Genomic DNA, 24,609 nt, shown 5'->3' on the forward strand with positions numbered 1-24,609 from the left:
CGTCAGCCGACCAGCTTCTTCAGGATCTCCGCCTTGGCGCTGTCGAACTCGGCCTGGGTGATCAGCGTCTTGTCGAGCAGTTCCTTGAGCTTCTGCAGGCGCGCGGCCGGATCTTCCGCAGCGGTAGCCGCCGTGGCGGGCGGTACCGCAGGGGCGGGTACGCCCGGCGCTCCCGCCGTGCCGGCCAGACCGCCGGCCATCGCCTGACCCATCACCGCGCCCGCAGCCAGACTGGCGCCCAGGCCGGCGACACCGCCTTCGTTCTGCGCGGCCAGCGGGATTGAACTGGCGACCTGGTACTGCGTATACTTCGCCATGTCCCCCATCATGCCCATCGAGATGCGGGTGTCGATGGCCTTCTGCAGTTCTTCCGGCAGCGAGACATTGGTGACCGCGAAGTTGTCCAGCGCCACGCCGTAGCGCTCGAACTCCGGCGCCAGCCGCTCGCGGATGGTCTGCGACATCAGCGCCTGGTTGGCGGCCATGTCGAGGAACGGCAGCGACGACGCGCCAAGCGCGTTGGTCATGGTGGCGATCAGCAGGTTGCGCAGCTGCTCTTCCACTTCATCGCGCGTGTATTCGGCGCGCGTGCCGCTGATCTCGCTGTAGAACTTCGCCGGGTCGGCGACCTTGTACGAATACAGGCCGAACGCGCGCAGCCGCACCATGCCGAAGTCCGCGTCGCGGATGGTGATGGCCTGCGGCGTGCCCCACTTGCGCCCGATCTGCAGGCGCGTGCTGAAGAAGTAGACGTCGGACTTGAAGGGCGACTCGAACAGCTTGTCCCAGTTCTTCAGGTAGGTCAGCACCGGCAGCGTCTGCGTGGTGAGCTTGTACATGCCGGGCCCGAACACGTCGGCGATCTTGCCTTCGTTGACGAACACCGCCATCTGCGACTCGCGCACGGTCAGGCTGCCGCCGTACTGGATCTCCATGTCCTCCATCGGATAGCGCCAGGCCAGCACGCCGTCGGTGTCCTCCGTCCACTGGAGGATGTCGATGAACTGCTTCTTGATGAAAGAACCGATGCTCATGTCAGGTCTCCTTGCGGCGTGGATGCGCGCGAAGCGCGGTTCAGGACAGGCAGGCCGCGTTGATCGCGCCCACGGTGACCGAGATGGTGCCCATCAGGGCCCCCATGCCGATATTGTCGGATTCGATGGCGGCGTCCATGTCGGGCAGCGCGCGCGTGAGGCCCGCGTAGACCAGCGCCTGGACCACCATGGCGCCGACCGCCCACGTCAGGAACGTCGGAAAGGTGTCGTTGTGCTGGATCGACGACGACAGCGTGAAGCAGAATCCAAGGATCGCCCCACCGAGCGACAGCGCCGCCGCGATGTTGCCCTGGCGGATCAGCGCGAACTCGTGGAACGGCGTGATCCTGGTGTAGACTCCGACGAACACGGCAAGCAGTACCAGGCTTGCCAGCAGGTGCAGGGCGTAGGCGTAGATCGGTTGCATGCTGTTTCCGTGGCGGTTGTCGACAGCGCCGGTGTCCGGTGACATGGAACCCATGCCGGGCATGTCATGGGACATTTGACTACGATTGCGCCGGCAGCGCGCGAATGCGCCGCAAGTATATCCGCAGTCTCATCCGCTCGATCTCCCGATCCTCGCAAATTCCCCAGACCGCCGCCTGATGCGCGACCGTACCCTTGTCATTTCGGTGTTGATCGTAGCTTCTTGCGGGCTTGGCTACGAACTGATCGCCGGCGCCTTGTCCAGCTACCTGCTGGGCGATTCCATCCTCCAGTTCTCGTCGATCATCGGCTGCTACCTGTTCGCCATGGGCGTGGGCTCGTGGCTGTCGCGCTATGTGAAGGACGAGGACGTGCTCGCGCGCTTCATCGACATCGAAGTGCTGGTCGGCCTGCTCGGCGGCATCTCGGCGGCGCTGCTGTTCGTGGTGTTCGCGTGGCTGTCGGCGCCGTTCCGCACGGCGCTGTATGCGCTGGTGTTCCTGACCGGCGTGCTGGTGGGCATGGAGATCCCGCTGGTCATGCGCATCCTGAACGCGCGCCGCGCCGAATTCAGCGACCTGGTGAGCCGCGTGCTGACGTTCGACTACCTGGGTGCGCTGGCGGTGTCGCTGGTGTTCCCGCTGGTGCTGGCGCCGCGGCTGGGCCTGTCGCGCACGGGTTTCCTGTTCGGCATGCTCAACGCGGCGGTGGCGCTCTACACCACGCGCCTGTTCCGCGACGAGCTGCCGCAGGTGCCGCTGCGCACGATGCGCGCACTGGTCGTGATTGCGCTGCTCGGCGCGGGCTTTGCCGGCTCGGACCGGCTTACGCACTGGGCCGAGCGCGGGCTGTTCGGCGACGAGATCATCCACAGCGAATCGACGCCGTACCAGCGGCTGGTGATCACGCGCTGGAAGGACGACCTGCGTCTCTATATCAACGGCAACCTGCAGTTTTCCTCGCGCGACGAGCACCGCTACCACGAGGCGCTGGTGCATCCCGTGCTGCAGGCGCTGCCGTGGGCGCGCACGGTGCTCGTGATCGGCGGCGGCGATGGCCTGGCGCTGCGCGAGATCTTGCGCCATCGGAACATCGAACATGTGACGCTGGTCGACCTGGACCCGGCCATGACTACGCTGTTCTCGCACAGCGCGCCGCTGCGCGCGCTCAACCGGGACTCGCTGCGCGATGCGCGCGTGAAGGTCATCAACGCCGATGCCGCGCAATGGATGGAGCAGAACGCGGACGTCTTCGACGCGATCATCGTCGACCTGCCTGACCCGTCCAATTTCGGGCTCGGCAAGCTGTACTCGGTGCCGATGTACCGGCTGCTGTCGAGGCATCTCGCCGAGAAGGGCTATGCCGTGGTGCAGTCCACCTCGCCGTACTACGCGCCGCGCTCGTTCTGGGGCATCGACGCGACGCTGCACGAAGCCGGTCTGCATACCTGGCCTTACCACGCCTATGTGCCGTCATTCGGCGAATGGGGTTTCATCCTCGCCGGCAAGCGCGGCGACTACACGCCGCCCTCGCACTACGACATGCCGATGCGCTTCCTGGATGCGGACAGCACCGCGCTGATGTTCCGCTTCCCGCCCGACATGGCACCGCGCGCGGGCCACCCTAACCGGCTTAACGAGCAGTCGCTGGTGCATGACTTCGAGCGGGACTGGGGCAATGTCATCCGCTGATACGACGGTGCGCGCACGGTGATGGATCGCCGCACGTTCCTGATCGGCGCGTCGACCGCGCTGGCCGGCTGCGGCAAGCTGGGCGATGCGTCGCGCCGCTTCCTGTCCGGTGTCGGCATGTACGAGCCCACGCCGGTCGTGCTGCGGCCCGGCATGGTACAAGGGCACGCCTTGCGCGACGCCGCGCAGTGGCCCAAGCCTGATGGGGAGCTACGCACGGATGTCGCGATTCTCGGCAGCGGTGCCGCGGGCCTTTCCGCCGCCTGGCAGCTCGCACGCGCGGGCCTGCGCGATTTCATCGTCATCGACGGGCCCGAGTTCGGCGGCAATACCGCGGCCGGGCAGTTTGGCGACCTCGGTTTCCCACGCGGCGCGCACTACCTGCCGCTGCCGTCGGCGGAATCGACCCATATGCGCGAGATGCTCGCCGACGTCGGCGTGATCGAGCAGGATCCGTTCAGCGTGCGCCCGCGCTTCGATGAACGCGTGATCGTGCATGCGCCCGAGGAGCGCCACTTCCGCAACGGCCGGTGGCATGACGGCCTGCTGCCGACGGATGGCCTCGGTGCAGGCGAACGCGAGCAGCATGCACGCTTCTTCGCGCGCATCCGCGAGCTTCGCGACGCGCACGGCGATGACGGCCGCAAGGTCTTTGCGATCCCGCTCGCGCTCGCTTCGCGCGACCCGAAGTGGACGGCGCTCGATGCACGCACCTTCCGCCAGTGGCTGCTGGACGAAGGCTTCACGTCGCCCACGTTGCACACGTATGCCGACTACTGCTGCCGCGACGACTATGGCGCGGGCCATGATGCCGTGTCGGCCTGGGCGGGGCTGCACTACTTCGCCAGCCGCGGCGGCCATGCGCGCAACGCCGCGGATGGCGCTGTGCTGACCTGGCCGGACGGCTTGCACGGCATGGTGTCGAAGCTGACCGCACGCATCGACGCGCTGACGGGGCGCGCGGACTGGCATCGTGCGGGCATGGCACTCAGGCTCGACGAATCGCGCGAGGGCGTGGACGTACTCTGCACCGGCATGGCGGATCGCGACGGCACCCCGCGCACCGTGCGCCTGCGCGCGCGCCGCGTGATCTGCGCGATGCCGCTGCACGTCGCCGCGCGCCTGACGCCGCTCGCGCGCTTCGGCTTCGATCCGGCGCGCCATCTGCCGCCACATGCAGCGTGGCTGGTGTCGAGCTTTTACCTGCGCGGTTTTCCCGGCGAGGCACCGGGCGTGCCGCTGGCCTGGGACAACGTCGTCCACGGCTCGCGTGCGCTGGGCTATGTAGTCGCGACGCACCAGCTGATCCGGCAGGCGCCGCCGGCGCGCACGGTCTTCACGGCCTATTGCCCGCTCGATGCCGCGGCGCTAGGCCGCCCGCCCCGGCCCCTCGAGGTGCGGCGCTGGCTGGCCGACGCCAGCGCCGCCGAACTGATGGACCATGCGGTGACCGACCTGCGCGAAGTCTATGGCCGCGGGTTCTGGCGCCACGTCGACCGGGTGGAGATCACGGCACGCGGCCATGCCATGGCGTCGCCGCTGCCCGGCTTCCTGGCCAACGCCGGCACGAATGCGCTGCGTGCCGTGGACGGTCCGATCCAGTTCGCGCACGCGGATCTGTCGGGCCTGTCGGTGTTCGAAGAGGCGGCCTGGTGGGGCACCCGAGCGGCCGCGCGCATCGTTGGCTAGCGCTCATTACGTCACCGCGCACACCGTGGCCATCCTGTAGAATTCCCGGAACCTCCACTTGATTTTCCGCTGCCGCGTGCGCAATATCCGGCTCTTCCTGCTGGTGCTGATGCTGGCCTTCCTGCCGTTCCAGGCATGGGCCGGTACCGTCGCGCCCGTCACGGAGGTGGCCCACGCCGCCCAGCACGCGGACAGCCATCCGGCTGGACTGTGCAAGGCGGCGGAACATGCCGCATCTTGCAGCACGGCTCCGGCGAATCCGGCCGACGCGCCCGACACGTCGCCAGCCGGCATCGACCTTGCGGAGCAGCTTCTGCCCGGGTCAGAGTTCCGTCTTGCCGCCGGCCCAGCCCAATCCAGGCCGCCGCGCTACGCCGGGACTGCCTTGCCCGACCCGGACCTTCCGCTCCTGCCGCGTCCCCCACGCGGCTGACACCCACCTGCGCGGCATTCGCCGCGCATGACCGTTCCTGCGCGCCGTGCCATGGAGGCGCCGCGCGCGCCTGCGGCTCGTCCGCGCCTATCCGTAGTCCAGTTCCACTCTCATGAAACGCGTCCTGCTTTTCCTGGCGACCAACCTCGCCGTCATGCTTGTCCTCAGCATCACCGCCAGCGTCCTCGGCGTGAACCGCTTCCTGACCGCCAACGGTCTCAACTTCGGCATGCTGCTCGCCTTTGCCGCGCTGATGGGCTTCGGCGGCTCATTCATCTCGCTGCTGATGTCCAAGACCATCGCCAAGTGGTCCACCGGCGCGCAGGTCATCACGCACCCGAGCACCAGCACCGAACTGTGGCTCGTGCAGACCGTGCAGAAGCTGTCGCAGAAGGCGGGCCTGCCGATGCCCGAAGTGGCGATCTACGAGGGCGAGCCCAACGCGTTCGCGACCGGCGCGACGAAGAACAGCTCGCTGGTGGCCGTCTCCACCGGTCTGCTGCAATCGATGTCGCATGACGAGGTGGAAGCCGTGCTGGCGCATGAAGTGGCGCACGTGGCCAATGGCGACATGGTGACGCTCACGCTGATCCAGGGCGTGGTGAACACGTTCGTGATCTTCCTGGCGCGCGTGGTCGGCTACTTCGTCGACTCGATGCTGCGCAAGAACGATGAGGAGTCGAGCGGGCCCGGCATCGGCTACATGGTCACCGTGATCGTCTGCGAGATCATCTTCGGCATCCTGGCCAGCATCATCGTCGCGACCTTTTCGCGCCGCCGCGAGTTCCGCGCCGACGCGGGCGCGGCTGGCCTGATGGGCTCGCCGGCGCCGATGGTCGCCGCGCTGCGCCGCCTCGGCGGCCAGGAGCCGGACAGCCTGCCGCAGAACATGCAGGCCATGGGCATTGCCGGAGGGAAATCGTGGATGGCGCTGTTCTCGAGCCATCCGCCGATCGAGCAGCGCATCGCGGCTCTGCAGTCGGCACGCTGAAATCCGATCCATCGCTGCGATTCGTCCGGGAGCGCCACGGCGGCACCCGGGGCGGACACCGCAGGCATCCTGTCAGGGGGCAAGAGATGCAAGCGAAGCTGTTGGACACGACCAGTTCCGCGTGGCGCGCCGCCCTGGAGCGCTGCAGCCATGATTGCTACCACACGCCGGCGTGGATGAAGGCGGCGCAGAACAGCGAGCGCGGCCAGGCGTTCGCCGTGCACGCGACGGATGGCGACCATGAATTGCTGGTCCCGTACATCCGTCGCCCCATCATCGGGGACCTGTGGGACGCCACCTCGGCCTACGGCTATGGCGGCCCGCTCGTGAGCATCGGGGCGCCGGCGAATTTCGCGGATGCGGCATTCTGCGCCGCGGTAGCGATGCTGCGCGAAGCCGGCTGCGTGTCCTGGTTCCTGCGGCTGCACCCGCTGCTCAACACGCACTGGAAGAGTTCGCTGGGGCTCGTGCTCGAGCAGGGCCAGACCGTTTCGATCGACTTGAGCAAGGCGCCCGAAAAGCACTGGCAGGAAACCCAGTCACGCCACAAGCTCGGCATCAACCGCGCCCGGCGCGCAGGCGTGACGGTGCGGCTGGACCGCGACTTTGACGCGCTGTCACGCTTCATCGACCTCTACAACGAGACCATGACGCGCCGCAGTGCGGCGGAGTACTACTTTTTCGACGGGCAGTACTACCGCTCCCTGGTGGAAGAGCTGGGCGACGACCTGCTGCTGATGGTGGCGGAAGAAGCGGACGAAGTCATCGGCGGCGCGCTGTTCACGCTGTCCCGGCGCTCGGGCATCATGCAGTACCACCTGTCCGGGTCCGACTGGGACTACCGCCACCGCCAGCCAACCAAGATCATCATCCACACCGCGCGCGAATGGGGCCGCATGCATGGCTTCTCGCGGCTGCATCTTGGTGGCGGCCTTGGCTCCGCTGTGGACTCGTTGCACGCATTCAAGCGTGGGTTTTCGCCGGACACGCATGTGTTCCGCACGCAGCGCGTGGTCGTCAACCGGCAGGCCTACCAGTCGCTCTCGGCCGGGCGCATCGCTTCGGCCGGCGATCTCCATGGCTATTTCCCGGCCTATCGGCGGCCCGTCGCTGCCATGGCGCACGCGAGCCGTGAACTACCCGCACTCACTCCGTGACGCGTCCACGCAGCGCTTTCACCTGGCTGCGCTGGCTCTTGCCTTCCAGGCGGCGTTTGCGCGAAGCCAGCGTCGGGCGGGTCGGGCGGCGCGTGCGCGGCGGTGTCGCCACGCTGGCCACCAGTTCGTGTAGCCGCCGGATGGCATCTTCGCGGTTCATTTCAAGGCTGCGATGCTGCTGCGCCTTGATGACCACCACGCCATCACGCGTGATGCGGTGGTCATGCAGCTGCAGCAGGCGCGCCTTGTGGTCCGGCGCGAGCGAGGACGCGTTCACGTCGTAGCGCAGGTGCACGGCGTTGGACACCTTGTTGATATTCTGCCCCCCCGCGCCCTGCGCGCGAATCGCGGTGATGTCGTACTCGTGGTGGGGGATGAGGAATTCGCCGGACATGCGCGCATCATAGCAAGGCGCATGTCCGGGCCATGCGGCTAGGCAGCCGGCGCGATGTTCTGGTTCACGCGGAACAGGTTGCCTGGGTCGTACTTCTGCTTGATGCGCGCCAGGCGCTCGAAATTCGGCCCATAGGCCGCGCTGATGCGGCCCGCTTCATCCTCGGTCAGGAAGTTCACGTACACGCCGCCGGTCGCATAGGGCTCGGTGGCGCGGAAGAAGTCGCGCGCCCAGGCCACGCAGGCCGCGTCCTCGGCGGGGCTTTCCCAGCGCGTATGGACGTTCATGACATAGCGCGCATCGCGGTGGTGGTAGGCCGTGGCATCGGCGGCAACGCTGTTGGCCCGCCCGCCGACCTGCCCGATGAAGATCTCGGAGTGCGGCGACGGCAGGCGGCTGGAGTAATCCATCATGGCGTCGATGGCTTCGTCCGGCAGCTGCGTGAAGTTGTGCGATTTCCAGTAGTTGCGCGCGCCTGGCGCCAGCAGCGGATCGAATGCCTGCTGCCAGGCCACGTAGGGCATGGCGCCCGCGTGCTCGCCGAGCACGGTGCCGAAGCTGCGCAACGGCGCCAGCAGCGGCTCGCCCTGCGCCGGATCGCCCGCGTAGAACACGGCCAGCACCACCACGTCGGTGCCGTGGACGGCGGTCGGCAGGAACGGCAGCGGCGGCGCCTTGCGCAGCACGACCCAGATATTGAGGTCTTCCGGCATGGTCTCGGTGAACACGCGGTACTGGCTGAGCACCGCGCGCCCCTCCGCGGCGGGAAAGACCAGCAGCCCGGCCAGGATCTGCGGTCCGACCGCGTGCAGCCGGAATTCGAACAGCGTCACCACGCCGAAGTTGCCGCCGCCGCCGCGCAGGGCCCAGAACAGGTCGGAGTGGGCCTGCTCGCTCGCGTGAAGGCGCTGGCCATCGGCGGTCACGACTTGCGCCGACAGCAGGTTATCCACAGTCATGCCGTACTTTCGCGTGAGCCAGCCGAAGCCGCCGCCAAGCGTCAGCCCGGCCACGCCCGTGGTCGAGTTGATGCCCAGCGGCGTCGCCAGCCCACAAGCCTGGGCCTCGTGGTCGAAGTCGGCCAGCAGCGCACCGGGCTCTACCCAGGCGCGCCGTGTGCCGGTGTCGATATGGACGGCGCGCATGGCGGACAGGTCGATGACGACGCCGTCATCGCAGAGCGCCTTGCCGGCAATATTGTGGCCACCGCCGCGCACGGCGAGCAGCAGGCCGTTGTCACGCGCAAAGGCCACCGCTGCCGCGATGTCGGCAACTCCGGCGCACTGCACCACCACGGCGGGGCGCTTGTCCACCATGGCATTCCAGATTGCGCGCGATTCGTCGTAGCCGGGCTCGCCGGACAGCAGTACCTTGCCGCGCACGGCCGTGCGCAGTGACGCAAGCAGGTCTTTCGACAGTGCAGGCATGGCGAACCTCCGCATTGACATCCCGGGGCCGCCATGCACAAGGGAGAGCGGGCGATGGCGGCCCGTCCAGGGGTTCAGCGACGCAAATTGCGCGCCATGTGCGCCAACGCACCGACTGGAGACGTATTGCGATGCGTGACCGCGAAGGCATCCCCACAATCAGGCAGAAGTGTTTCAACCGTGATGCACGGCGCGTGTTGGGGCAACCGCGCCAGCGCGCCAAAACGATGTCGGGTGTGACGCCCCCTCGTCTCGGCAAGGATGGACAATCTGTTGCAGGCGCGACACCTGTCCTGCGCTAGCGCCACGTGTAGCCCAGGCCCACGCCATAGGTGATCTGGTTGCGCGTGCCGCGCTGGGTAACGATGGGACTGTTGGCCGCGTCGCCGGTCAGCCGCTGCCCATAAACCATGGCCCCGGCATACCAGTTCCTGTCGATCTGGTAGAGCAGCGCGAGCCAGCCGGTGTACTGCTCCAGCCCGCCTCCCGGGTTGTAGGCCGGCAGCCCGCTCGCGGCTGCATCGCCGTCGGTCACGCCGAAATAGGTACGGTTGAAGCTGTCGCTGACCCAGCTCGCACCGAGGCCGACGCCAGCATAGACGCGTCGGTGCATCGGCACCCACGCCGAGGCGTTGGCGCTGACGCGCGCGCCGCCGTAGACGATGCCCGCATTCGTCATCACGTTGATGCCGCCGCGCAGGCGGAACGGGATCGCGCCTTCGTGCAGGTACTCGTAGCCGAACCAGCCGCCGGCCTCGACGGTCGTGTCGATCTCGTGGAGGCGCGACACCACCGGGTCGTCGACACCGCTGCGTCCCAGGCGCAGCGACACCGCGGGTCCCCACTGCCAGCCGGTCAGCCCGCCGAAGTTGAATTGCGCGTAAGGGCCGTACCATTCGAGCAGCCGGCCGCCCGGGGTCACGTAGCGCACGCCGGGCACGACGCCGATGGTGCGGTCTTTACCACCGGCGAACTCGGTGGTCGAGCCCACGCCGATGCCAACCATATTGGGCAGCGACCCGGGCAGGTCCAGCGGCGATGCGGCACTGCCGCCGGCGGACAGCGCCAAAGCGAGGGCCGCGAGGCCCGGGCCTGCGATACGCCGGATCCGTGCCGCCAGTGCTGTCCGCGCAGTGCGTGCCATGTTTCGCCCTCCCCGATCGAGTACGTCGATTCAGGCGAATCTATCAGCACATGGGCGACGTGGACGTAGTCGGCGATATGAAAGTTTTCGGCTGCCGGCGTTGCCGGGCGCGGGTGCATGGCGGCGTAGCGATCACTGGAATAGCGACTAATATGAAAGCGCGCCAACCGGCACCCGCTGCCCGGAACCAGGCGCGACGGTAAGGCGGACCGCCGCGCACCTGGTCCGCACGGGAGTGTGCAATGACAACCAGGCAGAAGCTGCACGCATGGACTGCCGCCGCGTGCATGGCGCTGGCCATGGCATCCGGCGTGGCCAGCGCAGACGAGGTTCCGCTCGTGACGGGCAAGCAGTGGACTGAGTCGACGGAGCAGATGAAGAAGGCCTATCTGGTCGGCATCGCCAATGTGGTGCAGGTCGATGTCGCTTACCACGCCGGCAATGTCCCGCCGGACTCGCAGACCATCGTGCCGCGCCTGGCGCGAGGCTTGAAAGGCCATACGCTGGACTCGGTCCGCGACGGCGTGGACCGCTGGTATGCCGCCCACCCCGACCGCCTGCAGCGGCCGGTGCTCGAAACCATCTGGTTCGAGCTGGTGGTGCCTGGACTGCAGGGCAAGAAATAAGGCGAGGCCATGAAACGACTTCAATGGATCGGCGCGGCGCTGGCGGTGGCCAGCGTGACCGCATGCACGGGCATGACACCGCAGCAGCAGGGGACGGTTTCGGGGGCTGCCATCGGTGCCGCCGCCGGCGCGGGCATTGCCGCCATCGCAGGCGGGAGCGGCTGGACCGGTGCGGCCATCGGCGCGGTGGCGGGCGGTGTGGCGGGCAATATCAAGGGACGCAACGACCAACAGCGGTACTGACTGCCGGAGGTTCCACCGTCCAGCCGGGCACGGTCAGTCGCTGCGGCGTTTCGTCCTGGCCGCGCGCAGCGCGTCGGGCCCTGGTCCTGTCGCTGCTCAGCGGTAACCGATCCGTGCCAGCAGCCGGATGCTCTCGGTCACCAACTGCTCGCTGCGCTCGACAACCCGGCGGTTGGAGGCGCGCATCCACTGCATCCGCTCCAGCAGATCGTCGCTCTCGATCCACGCCGCACTACCTTGCGGCTCGGCCAGCCCGTGGTCGTCACCGGCTTCCGAACCGGCCGGCATCCTCTCGTGCGCGGCAACGACGGGGGAAATCTTGCTCGCCATGGTGGTCTCCGCCCTTGGGACAATTGGAAGTCTTGGCGCATTGGCGGCCCCGTGGGTATCCGGCTCGGTCCTACACGCAAGCCCGCATCAAGCCGGCGACGAGAATCGCCGCGCCGCAGGCCAACCGGCATATTCCTGTACAGGGGCCGGCGGCGACACCCCTCCGCAGTGGCAAGAGACAAAAAAGAAGCGCGGACATGCCGCGCTTTCCAAATGTCCTGTCAGAAACGGGGAGCGTTCTGCAGGGAGAGGCCTCAGTGGCACTCTAAGTCCGCCCCCTTGTTAAGACAATTGAAACATCCTTAGGTCGGAATTAAGCAGCTTGCGCAAAGTGTCACAAACGGGGGCGCTTCGATTCGGTCCTTGCCAAGGCGCTGTCGGCCTGGAGGCGGAATGCCAGCCGGAACGCAAGGAATCATTTCGGGAAATTTGGCGCGCCCGGCTGGGATCGAACCAGCAACCCCTGCCTTCGGAGGGCAGTACTCTATCCATTGAGCTACGGGCGCGCGGAAAGTGGTCTGGCACTGGCGGCAGGGTCTGCCACGGGGTGCAACCGGTGCGGCGGGCGAATGCCGCCGCTGGGAAGTCGCATAGGATACCGCGTTTGCGCGGAGGCGTCCATGCGCGCGAATCCGGGGGCATCGCCCAACGTCTCGGAACCGTCTCTTTTGGCCCAGCCATGAGGCCTTTGGGGCTATAATCGCGAGCTATTTCCGTCAAGACGCAGCGGCACCGCGTTGGCAAACGGGGGACAGTTCTGAACCACGCAATCAGAAGGACCCAGACGTTCAAGGGCCCGATAAATCAAGCCGAGCGTGAGCGGCTGAAGGTTTCCTGCAAAACTGAGAGTTCTGTATGAGCGACGTCCAACACCAACACGACGAACACGAGTCTCCCATCAAGACGCCGAAGCAGCTGATCGCAGTGGTGATCGCTGCGTTCCTGGTCCCGATCATCGTGATCATCCTGCTGGTCAATTTTGTCGGCCACGGCTCCAAGGAAGGTGCCGGTTCGGTCACCACGGCGGAAGCCATCAATGACCGCATCAAGCCGGTCGCTTCGCTCGAGATCAAGGACGCCAACGCACCGCGCGTCTTCAAGACCGGCGAGCAGGTCTACAAGGAAGTCTGCGCCGCGTGCCACGCCACGGGTGCCGCGGGCGCGCCGAAGTACAGCAACTCGGGCGACTGGGCCGGCCGCATCGGTCAGGGCTTCGATGGCCTGCTGAAATCGGTGCTGCACGGCAAGGGCGCCATGCAGGCGCGCGCCGGCACCACGCCGGACGACTACTCCGACTACGAACTGGGCCGCGCCGTGGTCTACATGGCTGACGCCGGTGGCGCCAAGTTCCCCGAGCCTCCGGCCCCTGCCGCCGCTGCTCCGGCCACCGCCGCGGCATCGGACGCCGGTGCCGCACCTGCTGCTGCCGCCGCTCCGGCTCCTGCAGCGGCGCCCGCGCCCGCTGCTGCTGCGCCGGCTCCGGCCGCAGCACCTGCCGCGGCTTCCGCCGAAGTGGGCAAGAAGGTCTATGACCAGGTCTGCGCCGCCTGCCACGCTGCCGGCGTTGCCGGGGCTCCCAAGTTCGGCGACAAGGCCGCCTGGGCGCCGCGCCTGAAGGAAGGCATGGACGCCGTCCACAACTACGCGCTGAAGGGCAAGGGCGTGATGCCGCCCAAGGGCGGCTATGCCGGCCCGGATGCCGACGTGCTGGCGGCCGCCGACTACATGGCCAACGCCGCCAAGTAACACCGGCTGCACAGACAGAAAAGCCCGCGACTGGATCGCGGGCTTTTTTTCGCCTGTTGGTTGCGCGCCGGGACCGGCGCCTCCGGATCAGACCACGCGGGAATAGCGCGGCACGAACCGCACCGGCTGGGCGTCGTCATTGGCTGCCGGCGGGGCAACGGGCGACCTGGCAGCGTCTTCGCGCAGGTAGCGGTCGAACACCATGGCAACGCGGCGCACGAGCAGGCGGCCCAGCATGGTCACCTCGATGCGGCCCGGCTCGCGACGAACCAGGCCATCTGCGCCAAGCCGGTCAAGATCCGAAAGTTCGGCGGCAAACGTGCTGGCGAAATCGATGCCATGGCGTGCCTCGATCTGCGCGATGTCGAGCACGCCATTGCACATCAGCGCCCCGATGATCTCGCGGCGCAGGTGATCGTCGGCTTCCATCGTGAAGCCCCGCATGACCGGCAGCCGGCCGGCGTCGATTGCGGCGTAGTAATCATCGAGCGTGCGCGCGCTCTGCACGTAGCGCCCCGCCACGGCACCGATCGCGGAAATGCCGAAGCCAAGCTGGTCATAGCCGGCATGCGTCGAATAGCCCTGGAAATTGCGCTGCAGCCGGCCTTCGCGCTGCGCCACGGCGAGGTCGTCGTCGGGCAGCGCGAAGTGGTCCATGCCGATGTAGACGTAGCCGGCGGCGGTCAGGCGTTCGATCGTGGAGACCAGGATATCGAGCTTCTCGCCCGCGCTCGGCAACGCGTTTTCGTCGATGCGCCGCTGCGGCTTGAAGACATGCGGCAGGTGCGCGTAGCTGTAGACAGAGAGCCGGTCGGGCCGCAGTGTCAGCACCCGCTCCACGGTCGCGTTGAAGCGCGCCGTGGTCTGGTGCGGCAGCCCGTAGATCAGGTCCAGGCTGACCGACCGGAATCCGAGTTGGCGCGAGGCGTCGACCACCGCGCGGGTTTCCTCGAACGGCTGGATGCGGTGGATGGCCTGCTGCACTTCCGGGTCAAAATCCTGCACCCCCAGGCTGACGCGGTTGAAGCCGAGCTCGGCGAGCAACGCCATGCGTTCGTAGTCGACGCGGCGCGGATCGATCTCGATCGAGTGCTCGCCGTCGGCCGGCAGGTCGAAATGCTCGTGCAGCGAGGCCATCACGCGTCGCATCTCGGCCGGGTTCAGGAAGGTCGGGGTGCCGCCGCCCCAGTGCGATTGCAGCACCTGCCGGCGGCCGCCGAGGTGGGCCGCGGTCAGCGCCATCTCGCGGCCGAGGTAGCTCACGTACTTGGCGCTACGCCCGTGATCGCGCGTGATGACCTTGTTGCAGCCGCAGTAGTAGCAGATGTTCTCGCAGAACGGGATGTGCAGATACAGCGACAACGGCGCCGGCGCCGCGGCGCGGCAGTCCGCCAGCGCGGCGTGGTAGGCCGATGCATCGAGGCCGCCATGGAAGCGGTCGGCCGTCGGGTAGGACGTGTAGCGCGGGCCGTTGCCGTCGATGCGGCCGGCCAGCGCGCGGAAATCGGAGAGGGCGCGGCGATCGATGGCCGCGGATGGCGTGGTGAACGTGTGCATGGGGGCGGTCGGATCGGGGAGTTTGACGATCCATGCTAGTTCCCCGACGCCGGTAAGGAATTGACGCGCGTCAAGCCCGACGGTCGCATGGCACGGCCAGCCCCCTCGTCGGCGGGGGTATTTCGTCACAGTTTTGTCATACGTGCCGGATACGCTGCGCCCCGCATCTCCGGCAGCCACTGCCCGGACAGCCAGCCATCCCCTTCCCATGCCCTCGATCCTGCCTTGTTTTTCGTACCCATCCCTGCGCGGCGAAGCGCTGCCCCCCTCCCCGCGCCGGCGCCAGTTGATGGCCGCACTTGGCGGGGTGGCCGCCGGGCCGCTTGCCCTGGCCCAGGCGCGGCGCACCGTCGTGGTCGGCCACCTGCTCGACCGAAGCGGCGCCCAGGCCGACCTGGCGCGTGACTACCTGGCCGGGGCGAAGGTCATGTTCGACGCGGCCAACGCCGCCGGTGGTCCGGTGCGGATTGCGCATGTCGTGCGCGACGCCGATGCTGATCCGCGCGCGGCGCTCGCGCAAGCGCTGTCGCTCGCCGATGGTGAGCATGCCGAACTGCTGTTCGGTCCCGGCGACCGGCTGTTGCCGGCCTTGGCGGCCTCGCCCGAACTGCACCGGCGCGGCGTGCAGATCGTGGCGCCGCTCTCGGGCCTGGCCCTGAACGCGGACAACGTCTGGTTCACGCGCGCCGACTACCGGGCCGAACTCGACACCGCCGTAAAACAACTGCGCGACTACGGGCTGACGCGCGTGGCGCTGGCGGTCTCGGCGGAGTTCGCCGCCTCCGCTACCGGCAACAGCGCCGCGTGGCTGGGGGCGCTCGAAGCCACGATGGGCACTCGCGCGGTGCCGCTGGGCGGCAACCCGGACGCCGCCGCGCGCACCATCGCGGCGCAACGGCCCGGTGCGGTAATCGTGGCGGGGGACACACTGGCTTATGCAAGCCTGGGCCGGGCCCTGGCCGCGCAAGGCTGGTACGGATTCCTGGTCGGCTTGTCCGCGGTCAGCCCCACGGTGGCGCGCGAAGTGCTCGGCGCGGGCTATCCGGGCGGCATGGTGCTGACGCAGGTTGCGCCCGGACCGCAGGCCGCCACGCTGCGCGTGGTCAAGGAGCACGTGGCCCGCATGAAGCAATACCTTGACGAGCCGCCCTCACCCGCGACCATCGCCGGCTATATCGGCGCCGCCTGGCTGGTGCGCGCACTGGGTGCGTGGCGCCGCAATGGCGCTGTGGAATTGCGGCGCGCGCTGCAGGCTCGCGTCGATGTGGGCGATTTCACGCTCGATTTCACGCAGGGGCAGCGCGGCTCGCGCTACGTGCAGCTTGCTGCTTCAGGCACGCGGTAGGTCCACGGTTTTACGCAGCGCTCAACCGGGCGCCGTCTTGCCGCCATTGCCGAGCAAGGCCTTCAGCGCGCCAAGCCGATCCTTGGGGCTCATCGCCGGCATCTCGTCCTTCGGCGGGGGCGCCTCTTCCAGCTTCATCTCGCCGATAAAGCGCGACGGTTCGCAGGAATAAGTCTCGCGCGCGCGCTTGCGCTTCTTGCACCAGCTGATATGCAGGCTGCGCTGGGCGCGCGTGATGCCTACGTACATCAGGCGGCGCTCCTCTTCGATCTTCTCGTCGGCCATGTCCTCGTCTTCGCGGCAGTGGGGCAGGATGCCCTCTTCCACGCCGACCAGGAATACGTGCGGATACTCCAGGCCTTTCGAGGCATGCAGCGTCGAAAGCCGCACTGCGTCGGGGTCTTCCTCGCGCCCTTCCAGCATGCTCATCAGCGCCACGGTCTGGGTCAGTTCAAGCAGGTTCTTGCCTTCACTGCCGAAGCCATCCGCATTGTCGAAGCCGGTGGCTTCGCCCTCGCCCGCCGGCTCGGGCCGCGTGCCCTTGCGCTTGAGCCATTCGAGGAACTCCAGCGTATTGGTCCAGCGCGACTGGGCCTGGCGCTCATCGAACGCGTCATACAGGTAGGCCTCGTAGTGGATGCCTTCCATCATGTCGTCCAGCACCACGCTGGCCGGATCCTTGGTCGCGCGATCGGCCAGGCGCACCATCGATTCGCAGAACACGCGCAGCGGCTCGAGCTGGCGGGGCTGCAGCTTCGCTTCGATGCCACCCATCATGGCCGCCTCGAACAGCGACACCTTGGCCTGGCCGGCGAACGTGCCCAGCACCTCAAGCGTGGTGTTGCCGATGCCGCGGCGCGGCGTGGTGATGGCGCGGATGAAGGCGGGATCATCGTCCGGGTTGGCGATCAGCCGCAGGTACGCACAGATGTCCTTGATCTCGGCCTTGTCGAAGAAACTCTGCCCGCCCGACAGCACATACGGAATGCGTTCGCGCCGCAGGATCTGCTCGAACAGCCGCGCCTGGTGGTTGCCGCGGTACAGGATGGCGTAGTCGCGGAACTGCGCGCGGCGTTCGAACTTGTGGGCGGACAGGCGGAACACCACGGACTCGGCCTCGTGCTCCTCGTCGTTCATCGGATAGATCGCGATCGGGTCGCCCATGCCGTGCTCGCTCCACAGCTTCTTGTCGAACAGCTTCGGGTTGTTGGCGATGACCGCGTTGGCCGCCTCCAGGATGCGCACCGTGGAGCGGTAGTTCTGCTCGAGCTTGACGACCTTGAGGTCCGGGAAATCGGTCTGCAGCAGGCGCAGGTTGTCCAGCGTGGCGCCGCGCCAGCCGTAGATGGCCTGGTCGTCGTCGCCCACCGCCGTGAACGCCGGCGCGCGCAGGTGCGAGCCGCCCGCCAGCAGCTTGAGCAGCTGGTACTGGCACGCGTTGGTGTCCTGGTATTCATCGACCAGGAAATAGCGCAGGCGGTTCTGCCACTTGAGCTGCACTGTCTCATTGCGCGCGAAGAGTTCGGCGGGCAGGCGGATCAGGTCGTCGAAATCCACCGCCTGATAGGCGTTCAGCGTAGCCACGTAATTGCGGTAGACCAGCGCCGCCTGGTGCTCGTCGGCGTTGGCGGCCTGCGCGATGGCGGCTTCCGGGTCAACCATGCCGTTCTTCCACAGCGAGATGGTGCTCTGCACGCCACGGATCAGCTTCTTGTCGGTGGTGCCGAGCTGCTCCTGGATCAGGCCGAAGCAATCGTCCGAATCCATGATCGAGAACTGCGGCTTCAGGCCCACATGCTCGGCCTCCAGGCGCAGGATCTGCACGCCGAGCGAGTGGAACGTGCACACCGTGAGCTGCTTGAGCGGCAAGCGCTTGCCCTCGCGCGAGGTCTTGCCCTCCATCAGCTTGCCGATGCGCTCCTGCATCTCCTTGGCCGCCTTGTTCGTAAACGTGACGGCGGCGATATGGCGCGGCTCGAAGCCCTTGTCTTCGATCAGGTGCGCGATCTTCTGCGTGATCACGCGGGTCTTGCCCGAACCCGCGCCGGCAAGGACAAGGCAGGGCCCGTCCAGATAGCGGACGGCTTCGGATTGGGCAGCGTTCAGGCCGTGGGTCATGCGTGGGATGTCTGGCTGGAGGTGCGTCGGGGGGGGGCGGCGGAGGCGCCTGGTACGCAACATGCCGCAGCATGCCGGGGGCCGGCGCGAAGCCGCGCCATGTTAACACGCCCGTCAGCGGGCGTTCTGTCAGCGGAAGTCGCTATTTTCTTGCCGCGGATGTTACGGAAGTAACGCTTGGTAAGTCCCAAAACCTGCGGCATATCGCGGCTTCTAATCAGTATGGCGGGATGGATTCCGATCTGCCCCGAGCCCATTGAAGTCACTTCCGGAGCCAATCATGAGAACTCTACGAGCCCTTGGCAAGGCGACACTGGTCGGCGTTGCGGTAGCTGCCCTGGCGGGCGGCTGTTCCGATATGACGCCTAAGCAACGTAATACCGCCATCGGCGCCGCGGCCGGTGGCGTAGGGGGTGCCGTGCTCACCAACGGTAGTGCGGTCGGTACGCTCGGCGGCGCAGCACTCGGCGGCGTGGTCGGTAACGTCGTGACGGACGACAACCACCATCACCGCTAACCGGCGCTGACGGCAATCGCTTGAGGCGATAACGGGCGGGCCTGCCGCGTTGACAAAGGCAGGACCCTCCCGTACATTGCGCGCATCCGACCGGGAGAGCGCGCATTGCATTGCGCCGCCGAAGGGGTATCACCCGAAAACTCTCAGGCACCATGGACCGTTCGGATCGGCATGCAACATGCACACGATGCATGCCGCACTCTGGAGAGCGGCACCCGCCAGCCATGGCGAGCGTGTCCACCGAAGGGGCGCGCGAGGGTCGGACCTGCTAAGCGGGGCCACCTCGTAATCTCTCAGGTATCGAGGACAGAGGGGTCATCCGCCGCAGCGGATTGCGACGCTATTCGAGCGAAGCAAGCGTTGCGGCGGATGACCCTTTTTTCGTTTTCGAAACCGAGATTGCCCCCGAGGATTCCCATGACGCTCCAGGCCACGCCCCTCAACGCCATCCACCGCGCCCTCGGCGCCCGCATGGTCGACTTCGGCGGCTGGGACATGCCGGTCAACTACGGCTCCCAGATCGAGGAACACCACGCCGTGCGCACCGACGCGGGCATGTTCGACGTGTCGCATATGTGCGTCGTCGACCTCGCCGGTCCGAACACCCGCACCTTCCTGCGCGGCCTGCTGGCCAACAACGTCGACAAGCTGCAGACGGCCGGCAAGGCGCTGTACTCCTGCATGCTCGACGAGAAAGGCGGCGTGATCGATGACCTGATCGTCTATTTTTTCGCCGAGGACCGCTTCCGCCTCGTGGTCAACGCCAGCACCGCGCTCGGCGATATCGAATGGATCCGCGCGCGCAATGACGCAACCGGCAGCGGCGTGACCATCACCCCGCGCCGTGACGACGTAGCACCCGCCGGCACGCTGCCGTTCGCCATCGTCGCCGTGCAAGGCCCCAATGCCCGCGCCAAGGTGTGGAGCGCTTTCCCGTCCACCCAGCCGTCCGACGCCCTCAAGCCCTTCAACGCCATCGTGGTCCAGGACCCTGCCATCGGCGAGATCATGGTCGCGCGCACCGGCTACACCGGTGAAGACGGTTTTGAACTCGTGGTGCCCGCCGAAAACGTTGCCGCCGTATGGGAAAAGCTCGACGCGGCCGGCGTGCGCCCCGCCGGACTCGGCGCGCGCGACACCCTGCGCCTGGAAGCCGGCATGAACCTGTACGGCCAGGACATGGATATCCACACCTCGCCGCTCGACGCAGGCCTGGCGTGGACCGTGGATCTGCTGAGCGAGCGAGATTTCACCGGCAAGGCGGCGCTCGCCGCCGCCGGCCAGCGCCAGCAGTTCCTCGGCCTGATCCTGCGTGACAAGGGCGGCGTGCTGCGCGCGCACCAGAAGGTCATCACCGCTGCCGGTGATGGCGAAATCACCAGCGGCACCTTCAGCCCGTCCCTGTCGCAGTCGATCGCTTTCGCACGCCTGCCGATGGGCGTGGCGGTGGGCGACACCGTGCAGGTGGAGATCCGCGACCGCAAACTCGCGGCGACTGTGGTTAAACTGCCGTTTGTGCGTAATGGCAAGGCACTCGTGAGCTGAGGCGGCAACGCCCCGGCCCACCACAACGGTCGCCCATCGCGCCTGCCCCATCGACCGATGGCAGGCGCCTGAACCAAGAACAAATCTGAATCCGGAGAACCCTCATGAATTTCCCCGCTGACCTGAAATACACCGAGTCGCACGAGTGGGTGCGCGTCGAAGCCGACGGCACCCTGACCATCGGCATCACCGACCATGCGCAGGACGCGCTGGGCGATATCGTCTTCCTGGAACTGCCTGAAGTGGGCAAGTCGGTCGGCGCCGGCGACGCGCTCGCCGTGGTGGAATCGGTGAAGGCCGCTTCCGACATCTACGCCCCGGTGGCCGGCGAAATCATCGCCGTCAACGAGGCCGCCACGGCCGCGCCGGAAAGCGTGAACGCCGACGCCTTCGACGCGTGGCTGTTCAAAATCAAGCCGGCCAACAGCGACGACGTCAACGGCCTGATGTCGGCCGACGCCTACAAGGCCAGCGTCGGCGCCTGACGCCGCGCCCGCCGGCCCTGCATCCAGTAGCGGCCGGCCACTGTATTGACGCGCGGCGGCATGGCTGACCACCTGCCACCGCGCCCCCAACGAGGTTCTTGCCATGAACGCCCCGCTTCCCATGACCGCCGCCCAAGGTAACCGGCCCACGCTGGCCGCACTGGAGGCGCGCGACGCCTTCGCCTCCCGCCATATCGGCCCCGACACGCCCGAACAGCAGCACATGCTCAAGGTGCTCGGCTACGACAGCCGCGCCGCGCTGATCGACGCCGTGATTCCCCAAGCCATCCGCCGCCGCGACGGCATGCCGATGGGCGAATTCACCGAACCGCTGGCCGAGGAAGCCGCACTGGCGAAGCTGCGCAAGCTGGCAGGCAAGAACAAGGTCCTGAAGAGCTTTATCGGCCAGGGCTACTACAACACGCTGACCCCGGCCGTGGTCCTGCGCAATATCTTCGAGAACCCGGCCTGGTACACCGCGTACACGCCCTACCAGCCCGAGATCTCGCAAGGCCGCCTGGAGGCCATGCTGAACTTCCAGCAGATGGTCACCGACCTGACCGGCCTCGATATCGCCAACGCGTCGATGCTGGACGAAGGCACGGCCGCGGCCGAAGCCATGACGCTGCTGCAGCGCGTGAACAAGCACGCGTCGAACACCTTCTACGTGGCCGACGACGTCCTGCCGCAGACGCTGGAAGTGGTACGCACGCGCGCCAGGCCGCTGGGCATCGAAGTCAAGGTCGGCCCGGCTGCCGACGCAGCTTCGTCCCACGCATTCGGCGTGCTGCTGCAGTACCCGGGCGTCAACGGTGACGTCAACGACTACCGCGCCATTGCCGACGCCGTGCACGCCGCCGGCGGCCTGGTGGTGGCGGCCGCCGACTTGCTGGCGCTGACGCTGATCGCCGCGCCGGGCGAATGGGGCGCCGACGTGGCCGTCGGCAACTCGCAGCGCTTTGGCGTGCCGCTCGGCTTCGGTGGCCCGCACGCCGGCTATATGGCCGTGAAGGATGCATTCAAGCGCTCGATGCCGGGCCGACTGGTTGGCGTGACCATCGACGCGCAGGGCAACAAGGCCTACCGCCTGGCCCTGCAGACGCGCGAGCAGCATATTCGCCGCGAGAAGGCCACCTCCAATATCTGCACCGCGCAGGTGCTGCTGGCCGTGATGGCGTCGATGTACGCCGTGTACCACGGCCCGCAGGGCCTCAAGCGCATCGCGCAGCGCGTGCATCGCCTGACGGCCACGCTGGCCGCCGGCCTGCAGACGCTCGGCTTCACGCGCACCAACGCGACGTTCTTCGACACGCTGACGTTCGAGACCGGCTTCAACACCGAAGCGATCCACGCCGCCGCGACCGCACGCGGCATCAACCTGCGCCATGCCGGCGCGACCCGCATCGGCGTGTCGCTCGACGAGACCGCGACGCGCGACGATGTGGTGGCGCTGTGGGAAATCTTCTCGTTCGGCAAGCCGCTGCCGGCATCGCTGACGTTCGACGCGATCGAAGCCACGGCCGACGACGCCTTCCCGGCCGGCCTCGCGCGCACCAGCGAATACCTGACGCACCCGGTGTTCAACACGCACCACGCCGAGCACGAGATGCTGCGCTACCTGCGCATGCTGGCCGACAAGGACCTGGCGCTGGACCGCACCATGATCCCGCTGGGCTCGTGCACGATGAAGCTGAACGCGACCAGCGAGATGATCCCGGTGACCTGGCCCGAATTCAGCCAGATCCACCCGTTCGCGCCGCTGGACCAGACCGTCGGCTACCGCGAGATGATCGACCAGCTCGAGGCCATGCTGTGCGCGGCCACTGGCTACGCCGCCGTGAGCCTGCAGCCGAACGCCGGCTCGCAAGGCGAGTACGCGGGCCTGCTGATCATCCACGCCTATCACGCCAGCCGCGGCGAAAGCCATCGCGACATCTGCCTGATCCCGTCATCGGCGCACGGCACCAACCCGGCGTCGGCCCAGATGGCCGGCATGAAGGTGGTGGTGGTGGCTTGTGACGAGAACGGCAATGTCGACCTGGAAGACCTGGCGAAGAAGGCCGAGCAGCACAGCAAGAACCTGGCAGCCATCATGATCACCTACCCGTCCACGCACGGCGTGTTCGAGCAGGGCGTGCAGCAGATCTGCGAGATCGTGCACCAGCACGGCGGCCAGGTCTATGTCGACGGCGCCAACATGAACGCGATGGTCGGCACCGCCGCGCCGGGCCAGTTCGGCGGCGACGTGTCGCACCTGAACCTGCACAAGACCTTCTGCATCCCGCACGGCGGCGGCGGCCCCGGCGTGGGCCCTGTGGCGGTCGGCGCGCACCTGGCCGACTTCCTGCCCAACCAGGACAGCGTGGGCTATCGCCGCGACGACAACGGCATCGGGGGCGTATCGGCCGCGCCGTTCGGCTCGGCCAGCATCCTGCCGATCTCGTGGATGTACATCGCCATGATGGGGTCGGCCGGCCTCACCGCCGCCACCGAGAACGCCATCCTGACCGCCAACTATGTCGCCAAGCGCCTGTCGCCGTACTACCCGGTGCTGTACACGGGGCAGCACGACCTGGTGGCGCACGAGTGCATCCTGGACCTGCGCCCGCTGCAGAAGGACACCGGCATCAGCAACGAAGACGTGGCCAAGCGCCTGATGGACTACGGCTTCCACGCCCCGACCATGAGCTTCCCGGTACCGGGCACGCTGATGATCGAGCCGACCGAGAGCGAGGCCCTGCACGAGCTGGACCGCTTTATCGACGCGATGATCGCCATCCGCCAGGAAATCGGCCGCGTCGCCGATGGCACCTTCGACCGCGACGACAACCCGCTCAAGCACGCTCCGCACACCGCGGCCGTGGTCACGGCCAACGAGTGGACGCGCAAGTACACGCGTGAAGAAGCGGCCTACCCGGTGGCGTCGCTGCGCACCCAGAAGTACTGGCCGCCGGTCGGCCGCGCCGACAACGTCTATGGCGACCGCAACCTGTTCTGCAGCTGCGTGCCGATGAGCGAGTACGCCGAGGACTGAGCCGATTGAGGCCGTCCAGCACCTGGCGCCCCGGTTACGGTCGACCGCCAGGCGCGCTATGCTGAACTTGGAGGCGCCGCGCGTCGGGGCGCCATCAGTACAGCGGAGGCTTCATGTGGAATCTCAGTGCGCCCTGGTGGGAGTTCGTACTGCGCGGGTTGATCGTGTATGGCTCGGTGCTGGCCTTGCTGCGGCTGTCCGGCAAGCGCCAGATCGGACAGCTCACGCCATTCGACCTGGTGTTGCTGCTGGTGCTGTCCAATGCCGTGCAGAACGCCATGAATGCAGGGGACAACTCCGTGACCGCCGGGCTGATCCTGGCCGTCACGCTGGTGGGCGCCAATGCCGGGCTCGCCTATCTGACCTGGCGCAGCCGCAAGCTTGAGAACCTCGTGGAAGGCCGGCCGCAGTTCCTGATCCATGACGGCAAATTGCTGCAAGACGTGATGCGCGACCAGCGCATCAGCGTGGACGACCTCAACAAGGTGTTGCGCCACGCCGGCAGCACCAGCATGGCCGACGTGCATTTCGCCATCCTGGAAACGGACGGCACGGTTTCGGTCAAGCTGCGCCAGCAGCCGGCCGATGGCGCGCCGCCCAAGACAGCGGCGTCGGTCTGGAGCCAGGTCGGCAAGGACGACGCCGTTTGAACCCGCAACGCCGCTTGCCATGCGCAG

22 protein-coding genes, 1 tRNA gene and 2 riboswitches are annotated in these 24,609 nt (G+C 67.3%); of the genes, 14 read left to right on the forward strand and 9 right to left on the reverse strand.

The genetic code is table 11. From position 1 onward, the window contains the following. Positions 1-2: 2 nt before the first annotated feature. Positions 3-1,034 carry an SPFH domain-containing protein gene (locus tag ACIGJB_RS16205; protein ID WP_483730693.1) on the reverse strand — a complete coding sequence of 344 codons (1,032 nt, stop codon included), beginning with the start codon at positions 1,032-1,034 and terminating at the stop codon, positions 3-5. A 40-nt stretch (positions 1,035-1,074) separates the two neighbouring features. Next, positions 1,075-1,461, reverse strand: a complete 387-nt coding sequence (locus tag ACIGJB_RS16210) for a DUF350 domain-containing protein (RefSeq protein ID WP_483730694.1) — start codon at positions 1,459-1,461, stop codon at positions 1,075-1,077. Positions 1,462-1,639: 178 nt separating this feature from the next. On the opposite strand from ACIGJB_RS16210, the gene ACIGJB_RS16215 reads away from it, so the two are divergent. From ACIGJB_RS16215 to ACIGJB_RS16235, 5 genes are all read left to right on the forward strand, one after another. After that, a complete protein-coding gene (locus ACIGJB_RS16215) occupies positions 1,640-3,151 on the forward strand; it encodes a polyamine aminopropyltransferase (RefSeq protein WP_483730695.1) in 1,512 nt (503 codons plus the stop codon). A gap of 21 nt (positions 3,152-3,172) precedes the next feature. Beyond that, on the forward strand, positions 3,173-4,840 hold the full coding sequence (locus tag ACIGJB_RS16220) for an NAD(P)-binding protein (RefSeq protein WP_483730696.1): 1,668 nt from the start codon (positions 3,173-3,175) through the stop codon (positions 4,838-4,840). Positions 4,841-4,898: 58 nt separating this feature from the next. Then, entirely contained in the window at positions 4,899-5,273 is a 375-nt protein-coding gene (locus tag ACIGJB_RS16225; RefSeq protein ID WP_483730697.1) for a hypothetical protein, read from the forward strand. Between the two features lie 112 nt (positions 5,274-5,385). Continuing rightward, a complete protein-coding gene (gene htpX / locus ACIGJB_RS16230; protein ID WP_483730698.1) occupies positions 5,386-6,264 on the forward strand; it encodes a protease HtpX in 879 nt (292 codons plus the stop codon). A gap of 86 nt (positions 6,265-6,350) precedes the next feature. After that, positions 6,351-7,421 (forward strand): GNAT family N-acetyltransferase, encoded by a 1,071-nt coding sequence (locus tag ACIGJB_RS16235; RefSeq protein ID WP_483730699.1) that lies wholly within the window; start codon positions 6,351-6,353, stop codon positions 7,419-7,421. Here the strand turns inward: ACIGJB_RS16235 and arfB are convergent. The 3 genes from arfB to ACIGJB_RS16250 all read right to left on the reverse strand — a co-directional run bounded on the left by arfB (position 7,411) and on the right by ACIGJB_RS16250 (position 10,386). Beyond that, positions 7,411-7,815, reverse strand: coding sequence for an alternative ribosome rescue aminoacyl-tRNA hydrolase ArfB (gene arfB, locus ACIGJB_RS16240; protein ID WP_483730700.1), 405 nt, complete (start codon positions 7,813-7,815; stop codon positions 7,411-7,413). The genes ACIGJB_RS16235 and arfB overlap by 11 nt on opposite strands. A gap of 38 nt (positions 7,816-7,853) precedes the next feature. Beyond that, positions 7,854-9,242 carry an FAD-binding oxidoreductase gene (locus ACIGJB_RS16245; protein WP_483730701.1) on the reverse strand — a complete coding sequence of 463 codons (1,389 nt, stop codon included), beginning with the start codon at positions 9,240-9,242 and terminating at the stop codon, positions 7,854-7,856. 298 nt (positions 9,243-9,540) lie between these two features. Next, on the reverse strand, positions 9,541-10,386 hold the full coding sequence (locus ACIGJB_RS16250) for a MipA/OmpV family protein (protein WP_483730702.1): 846 nt from the start codon (positions 10,384-10,386) through the stop codon (positions 9,541-9,543). A gap of 242 nt (positions 10,387-10,628) precedes the next feature. Here ACIGJB_RS16250 and ACIGJB_RS16255 point away from each other — a divergent pair, with 242 nt between their 5' ends. Together ACIGJB_RS16255 and ACIGJB_RS16260 are read left to right on the forward strand one after the other, a co-directional pair. Then, positions 10,629-11,012: a hypothetical protein gene (locus tag ACIGJB_RS16255; protein ID WP_483730703.1), complete on the forward strand. Its 384-nt coding sequence runs from the start codon at positions 10,629-10,631 to the stop codon at positions 11,010-11,012. A 9-nt stretch (positions 11,013-11,021) separates the two neighbouring features. Next, entirely contained in the window at positions 11,022-11,255 is a 234-nt protein-coding gene (locus ACIGJB_RS16260; protein ID WP_483730704.1) for a YMGG-like glycine zipper-containing protein, read from the forward strand. 96 nt (positions 11,256-11,351) lie between these two features. On the opposite strand, the gene ACIGJB_RS16265 is transcribed toward ACIGJB_RS16260, so the two are convergent. Together ACIGJB_RS16265 and ACIGJB_RS16270 are read right to left on the reverse strand one after the other, a co-directional pair. Beyond that, positions 11,352-11,585 carry a hypothetical protein gene (locus ACIGJB_RS16265; RefSeq protein WP_483730705.1) on the reverse strand — a complete coding sequence of 78 codons (234 nt, stop codon included), beginning with the start codon at positions 11,583-11,585 and terminating at the stop codon, positions 11,352-11,354. Positions 11,586-12,015: 430 nt separating this feature from the next. Beyond that, positions 12,016-12,091: transfer RNA gene (locus ACIGJB_RS16270), tRNA-Arg, on the reverse strand. A 349-nt stretch (positions 12,092-12,440) separates the two neighbouring features. Here ACIGJB_RS16270 and ACIGJB_RS16275 point away from each other — a divergent pair. Further along, entirely contained in the window at positions 12,441-13,331 is an 891-nt protein-coding gene (locus tag ACIGJB_RS16275) for a c-type cytochrome (RefSeq protein ID WP_483730706.1), read from the forward strand. Positions 13,332-13,418: 87 nt separating this feature from the next. Here ACIGJB_RS16275 and hemN read toward each other — a convergent pair whose 3' ends face one another. Next, entirely contained in the window at positions 13,419-14,888 is a 1,470-nt protein-coding gene (gene hemN / locus ACIGJB_RS16280) for an oxygen-independent coproporphyrinogen III oxidase (RefSeq protein ID WP_483730707.1), read from the reverse strand. A gap of 208 nt (positions 14,889-15,096) precedes the next feature. Between hemN and ACIGJB_RS16285 the strand changes: the two genes are divergently transcribed. Beyond that, positions 15,097-16,233 carry an ABC transporter substrate-binding protein gene (locus tag ACIGJB_RS16285; RefSeq protein WP_483730708.1) on the forward strand — a complete coding sequence of 379 codons (1,137 nt, stop codon included), beginning with the start codon at positions 15,097-15,099 and terminating at the stop codon, positions 16,231-16,233. 21 nt (positions 16,234-16,254) lie between these two features. On the opposite strand, the gene ACIGJB_RS16290 is transcribed toward ACIGJB_RS16285, so the two are convergent. Continuing rightward, positions 16,255-18,351, reverse strand: coding sequence for a UvrD-helicase domain-containing protein (locus ACIGJB_RS16290; RefSeq protein ID WP_483730709.1), 2,097 nt, complete (start codon positions 18,349-18,351; stop codon positions 16,255-16,257). 280 nt (positions 18,352-18,631) lie between these two features. Here ACIGJB_RS16290 and ACIGJB_RS16295 point away from each other — a divergent pair, with 280 nt between their 5' ends. The 5 genes from ACIGJB_RS16295 to ACIGJB_RS16315 all read left to right on the forward strand — a co-directional run bounded on the left by ACIGJB_RS16295 (position 18,632) and on the right by ACIGJB_RS16315 (position 24,582). After that, positions 18,632-18,868, forward strand: coding sequence for a glycine zipper 2TM domain-containing protein (locus ACIGJB_RS16295; protein WP_276098907.1), 237 nt, complete (start codon positions 18,632-18,634; stop codon positions 18,866-18,868). An 81-nt stretch (positions 18,869-18,949) separates the two neighbouring features. Then, a riboswitch (glycine riboswitch) is annotated at positions 18,950-19,038 on the forward strand. 21 nt (positions 19,039-19,059) lie between these two features. Beyond that, positions 19,060-19,188: riboswitch (glycine riboswitch) on the forward strand. 97 nt (positions 19,189-19,285) lie between these two features. After that, the gene (gene gcvT, locus ACIGJB_RS16300) at positions 19,286-20,413 is read left to right on the forward strand and encodes a glycine cleavage system aminomethyltransferase GcvT (RefSeq protein ID WP_483730710.1); all 1,128 of its coding nucleotides are present in this window, start codon (positions 19,286-19,288) and stop codon (positions 20,411-20,413) included. 104 nt (positions 20,414-20,517) lie between these two features. After that, positions 20,518-20,898, forward strand: a complete 381-nt coding sequence (gcvH, locus tag ACIGJB_RS16305) for a glycine cleavage system protein GcvH (RefSeq protein WP_483730711.1) — start codon at positions 20,518-20,520, stop codon at positions 20,896-20,898. 103 nt (positions 20,899-21,001) lie between these two features. Next, the gene (gene gcvP / locus ACIGJB_RS16310; protein WP_483730712.1) at positions 21,002-23,932 is read left to right on the forward strand and encodes an aminomethyl-transferring glycine dehydrogenase; all 2,931 of its coding nucleotides are present in this window, start codon (positions 21,002-21,004) and stop codon (positions 23,930-23,932) included. Between the two features lie 113 nt (positions 23,933-24,045). Further along, the gene (locus ACIGJB_RS16315) at positions 24,046-24,582 is read left to right on the forward strand and encodes a DUF421 domain-containing protein (RefSeq protein ID WP_483730713.1); all 537 of its coding nucleotides are present in this window, start codon (positions 24,046-24,048) and stop codon (positions 24,580-24,582) included. Positions 24,583-24,609 lie beyond the last annotated feature (27 nt).

The organism is Cupriavidus sp. C2SS-8b (assembly GCF_057073745.1).